Source organism: Sphingopyxis sp. (assembly GCF_035565275.1).
In the GTDB taxonomy this organism is placed as follows: domain Bacteria; phylum Pseudomonadota; class Alphaproteobacteria; order Sphingomonadales; family Sphingomonadaceae; genus Sphingopyxis.
The window spans coordinates 1-5,023 of sequence record NZ_DATMST010000290.1; the positions used below are offsets into that span (position 1 = coordinate 1).

Genomic DNA, 5,023 nt, shown 5'->3' on the forward strand with positions numbered 1-5,023 from the left:
GGCCGCGATGCTGTCGCCGTCGAAGGTGACCTCGACCTGGACGTCGCCCTTCTCGGTCCCGACGGTGGGCCCGGCGACGACCTTCGACGAAGAAGCGGCGGCCCCGTCTGGTTCCCGGGCTTGTCTGCCGAACGCGCCGAGCCGGGACAGGGCAAGCCCTTCTGGATCAGCCGGCCGATGTCGGGATGGTCGCTCGCGGGCTGGATCTACGTCCGCGACGGAGATTTGACAGCGCCCGAAGGCATTGCGGCGGCGAGCCAGCTAGGGGGCAGTCAGGCCGGACTGCGGCTCGGCTATGGCTTCGGCGACAATGGAAGAGCGCGCGCCTATGCCCGCGCGACGATTGCGATGCGGCGGCCCGAAGAGCGTGAGTTCGCCTTCGGCCTTGCCTTTGCCCCGCTTGGGCATGTGCCGCTCGATGTCGCGGTCGAGCAGCGCGTTGCGGCGGGACGGCAAGGACGGACCGCGCTTGCGGCGATGATCAGCGGCGGCGTTTCCGACGTGGCGTTGCCTGGCGGGTTCCGGCTTGACGCCTATGGTCAGGCCGGGGTGGTCGGAACGAAGCGACGCGACGGCTTTGCCGACGGCGCGGTCGTCGTCGACCACCGTATCGGAAAGGGCGACAGCCCGGCCTTGCGGCTCGGGGCGCTGGCCGCGGGTGCCATACAGCCGGGTGCCGCGCGGGTCGATGTCGGGCCGCGCCTGACGCTGCGCCTTCCCGAGGTTGGGGAAGGCAGCCGCATCGCGCTCGACTGGCGGCAACGTGTTGCGGGTGATGCGCGGCCTGAAAGCGGTCTCGCGCTGACGCTCGCCGCCGACTTCTGATCCCGGAAAAAATAGCCGCCCCAGCCGATTCCCCGCTCGGTAAAAATGGGCTAGGGTCCTTGGAATCGGCGCTCTTCCGGCATCGATGATACGATTTCGGGGCTCATGGACCTTTACCTCCCAGTCGCCAATCTTTCGGTCAACGCGCTGGTCATCGTCCTGCTCGGCGGAGGCGTCGGATTCCTTTCGGGCATGTTCGGCGTTGGCGGTGGTTTCCTGACGACGCCGCTGCTGATCTTTTACGGCATCCCGCCGACCGTCGCGGCGGCATCGGCCGCGACGCAGGTTACCGGTGCGAGCGTGTCGGGGGTGATGGCGCATCTCGAACGCGACGGTGTCGACCTGCGCATGGGGGGGGTGCTCGTCGCGGGCGGTCTGCTCGGCTCGCTCATCGGCGCGGGGCTGTTCGAACTGCTGACCGCCTGGGGCCAGATCGATACGACGATCAATATTCTCTACGTCGTTCTGCTGGGGACTGTCGGATCCTTCATGGGGCGCGAGGCGTGGGGCAGCTTTCGCGCCTCGCAGGCGGGGCTGCCCGCGCCCGCGCGCAAGCGGCGCCATCATCCGATGGTCGCCAATCTGCCGCTTCGCTGGCGGTTCTATCGTTCGGGCCTGTACATTTCGCCGCTGGCACCGCTGCTGCTTGGTCTGGTGGGTGGCGTGCTGACGATGCTGCTGGGCGTCGGCGGCGGGTTCATCATGGTGCCCGCCATGCTCTATCTGCTCGGCATGGGCACACAGGTCGTCGTCGGCACCTCGCTGTTCCAGATCCTGTTCGTGACGATCGCGACGACGATGGTGCATGCGCTGACGACGGGCGCGGTCGACATCGTTCTTGCGGGGTTGCTGCTGCTCGGCAGCGTGGTTGGCGCGCAGGTCGGCGCGCGCTTCGCGCAAAAGGTGAAGCCGGAATATCTCCGGCTCGCACTCGCCGGCATCGTCCTGCTCGTCGCGATCCGTATGGGGGTCGACCTTTTCATCCGTCCCGAAGAAATCTACACCGTCCAATGACCGCGCCGCGCGCCTTGATCCTGTGGCTCGCGCTGGCGTTGCTTCCCGTGACCGCCGCGAGGGCGGCAGATCCGCGGTTGGTGCCGGACGTGTCGAGCCGCGCCATCGACATCCAGTACAGCTTCACCGGTGAAGAATTGCTGCTGTTCGGCGCCATCCTCTATCCGGGTCAGCGGCTGCCCGACGACCGTGCCGACATCGTCGTGGTGCTGAAGGGGCCGGTGCGGCCGATCATCCTGCGCGAAAAGCGGCGCGTCGCCGGAATCTGGGTCAACGCCAGCAGCATCCGCCTGCGCACCTCACCCGGTTTTTACGCGATCGGATCGTCGCGCCCGATCGACAAGCTGGTCGACGAGCGCACCGCGGCGATCTTCGAACTCGGGCTTGCGAACCTGTCGATGTCGCCGAGCGGCTTTTCGGAAGCGAAAAAGCTCGAGCGGTTCGAAACGGGCTTGATCGACCTTTATCGCCGCGTCGGCCTTTTCTACGAAAATCCGGCGGCAGTCGAAATCACCGAAGGCGTCCTCTATCGCGCCCGCATTCCCGTTCCGGCGCGCGTTCCCGTCGGCACCTATCGCGCCGAAACCTACCTGATCAGCCGCGGGCGCGTGCTCGCGGTCGCGTCGCGCGACGTCCAGATCCGCAAGGCCGGGTTCGAAAGGTTCGTGGCCTTGGCGGCGCAGCGCCACGGCTTTCTTTACGGCCTGACCGCGGTGCTGTTGTCGCTCGTGCTCGGCTATGGCGCTTCGGCGATTTTCCGCCGCCGCTAGGCCCCGGCCGGGGGCCGTTTTCGCGCCATCATAAGCGCTTTATTTACCCTCAGCTGCGATACCCGCGCCGGGACCATAGCAGGCGGGGCGAATTGATGGATATGCAAGGCGGCGGATTCAACGCCGGGGATTCGACGGCAGCGCAGCATGTCCGGCTGGCGGGAGGCGGCGTGGCCGCTTCGGTCGCGCCTGTCGTCAGCCACCATCATCGCGACGATTTGATGATCGGCGAAGTCATCGATATTTCGGGTTCCGCATCGCGAATCCTGCTCGATTCGGCGGCGATTGGCCAGCTTTCGTCGTCGAGCGATGCCGCGGTCGCGATGGCGGGCCAGGTCGGCGCGCAGGTCAAGGTCCGGGTTGGCAACGTCTGGCTGATTGCCAGCATCCGCGACCAGCAGCTGCACGAACGCAGCGAAGGGTTGATCGTCGCGACGGTCGACTTTCTTGGCGAAGGCGAAGAAGAAAAGATCACCGGCCGCATCCATAATTTCCGCCGCGGCGTGACGCGCTACCCGATTCCGGGCAGCCAGGTCTTTGCCGCGACGAGCGCCGATCTCAAGCAGATCTACGCTGCCGACGAGCGTGCGCATGTCGAGATTGGAACCGTCTATCCGACCAAGGATATCCGCGGGTCGCTCTACATCGACGCGATGCTGGGCAAGCATTTCGCGCTTCTGGGGTCGACCGGTACGGGCAAGTCGACCGGGGTCGCGCTGATCCTCCACAAGATCTGCGAACTCGCGCCGCAGGGCCATATCCTGATGATCGACCCGCACGGCGAATATTCGGCTGCGTTCAAGGGCACCGGTGCGCTGTTCGACGTCGACAATCTCGCCATGCCCTATTGGCTGATGAACTTCGAGGAACATTGCGAAGTCTTCGTGACCAGCGAAGGCCGCGACCGCCAGAGCGACTGCGACGTGCTTGCCAAATGCCTGCTGCAGGCGCGGCAGAAGAACCGGATGGCCGAAGGCATGACCAAGCTCACGGTCGATTCGCCGATCCCCTATCTGCTTTCGGATCTGCTCAACATCCTCACGAACGAGATGGGCAAGCTCGACAAGGCCACCTCGTCGGCGCCTTTCATGCGCATCAAGGGCAAGATCGAGGAAATGCGCGCCGACCCGCGCTATAATTTCATGTTTTCGGGCATGCTCGTCGCTGACACGATGGCTAATTTCATCGGCAAGATCTTTCGTCTGCCGTCGGATGGCCGGCCGATCTCGATCATCGACGTGTCGGGCGTGCCGAGCGACATCACCAGCGTCGTCGTCGCGGTGCTGTCGCGCCTGACCTTTGACTATGCGATCTGGTCGCGCGGCGAACCGCAGCGCCCGATCCTGCTCGTCTGCGAGGAAGCGCACCGCTACATCCCGTCGAAGGACATCGGACAAGGGCAGGCGGTCCGCAAGATCCTCGAAAGGATCGCCAAGGAAGGCCGTAAATATGGCGTCTCGCTAGGCCTCGTCACCCAGCGCCCGTCGGATCTGGCCGAAGGCGTGCTGTCGCAGTGCGGCACGATCATCTCGATGCGCCTCAACAACGAGCGTGACCAGCATTTCGTGAAGGCGGCGATGCCTGAAGGCGCGCGCGGTTTCATCGATTCGATCCCGGCGCTTCGCAATCGCGAATGCATCGTCTGCGGCGAGGGCGTGTCGATCCCGATCCGCGTCTATCTCGACACGCTGGAAGAGGAAAAGCGGCCTGCGTCGAGCGACCCGCTCTTCTCCAGACTGTGGCGCGAAGCCGGCGGCGAACTCGAAATCCTCGACCGCGTCGTCAAGCGCTGGCGTAGTCAGGGTCGGTAATTTTCTCCGCGCTGGCGAACAATCAGTTCAACTCTTCGGCGGTTCCCACAATTCGATCGGGTTGCCCTCCGGATCGTGCACCCTTGCGAAGCGGCCGACGGCGGGATCGTCCCATTCGTCCTTGGTGATGATCTCGTCACCCGCTTCGCGGAACGGCGCCAGCACCGCGTCGAGATCGTCGACGCGCAGGTTCAGCATGTGCTGCCTGTCGGCGGGGAAATAATCGGTATCCGCCTTGAACGGCGCGAAAACGAGCGGGCCTGCGGTGACGTTCCATACCCACTGGTTAGGCGGCACGCTGTCGTCGGCGCTGCACCCGCCGCCGACGCCAAGCCGTTCGCGATACCAGGCGCCCAGCGTCTCGGGATCGCGCGCCCGAAAGAATAATCCACCGATGCCCTTTACATGTCCCATGGCAGCCTCCCGTATGCAGGAAGGCGCAGTCTAGGCCGATTGGATCAGCGTTTCCACTCCCCGCTGCCCCTGAACTCCTCGCGGATCTGGCCCGACTGGTTGAGCCGCGGATCGGCATAGGTTGGCGGGGCCGCCGCCGCGGGCGGCGCGGTGACGGGGACAGCCGGCGCCATCGTTGCCGGCAGCGGT

Annotated in this window: 4 protein-coding genes and 1 pseudogene; 4 read left to right on the top strand and 1 reads right to left on the bottom strand. The window is 65.3% G+C overall.

The annotated features are described in order from the left end of the window. From VN047_RS19070 to VN047_RS19085, 4 genes and pseudogenes are all read left to right on the top strand, one after another. Window positions 1-825, top strand: a pseudogene (locus VN047_RS19070) (hypothetical protein); the annotation flags it as partial. Window positions 826-930: 105 nt separating this feature from the next. Further along, window positions 931-1,839, top strand: a complete 909-nt coding sequence (locus VN047_RS19075) for a sulfite exporter TauE/SafE family protein (RefSeq protein ID WP_325545471.1) — start codon at window positions 931-933, stop codon at window positions 1,837-1,839. Then, the gene (locus VN047_RS19080; RefSeq protein ID WP_325545473.1) at window positions 1,836-2,609 is read left to right on the top strand and encodes a TIGR02186 family protein; all 774 of its coding nucleotides are present in this window, start codon (window positions 1,836-1,838) and stop codon (window positions 2,607-2,609) included. The genes VN047_RS19075 and VN047_RS19080 overlap by 4 nt, the downstream gene beginning before the upstream one ends. A gap of 95 nt (window positions 2,610-2,704) precedes the next feature. After that, complete coding sequence (locus VN047_RS19085) at window positions 2,705-4,420, top strand: ATP-binding protein (protein WP_414712735.1); 1,716 nt, start codon at window positions 2,705-2,707, stop codon at window positions 4,418-4,420. 27 nt (window positions 4,421-4,447) lie between these two features. On the opposite strand, the gene VN047_RS19090 is transcribed toward VN047_RS19085, so the two are convergent. Beyond that, window positions 4,448-4,834 (bottom strand): VOC family protein, encoded by a 387-nt coding sequence (locus tag VN047_RS19090; RefSeq protein ID WP_325545475.1) that lies wholly within the window; start codon window positions 4,832-4,834, stop codon window positions 4,448-4,450. Between the last annotated feature and the right edge of the window lie 189 nt (window positions 4,835-5,023).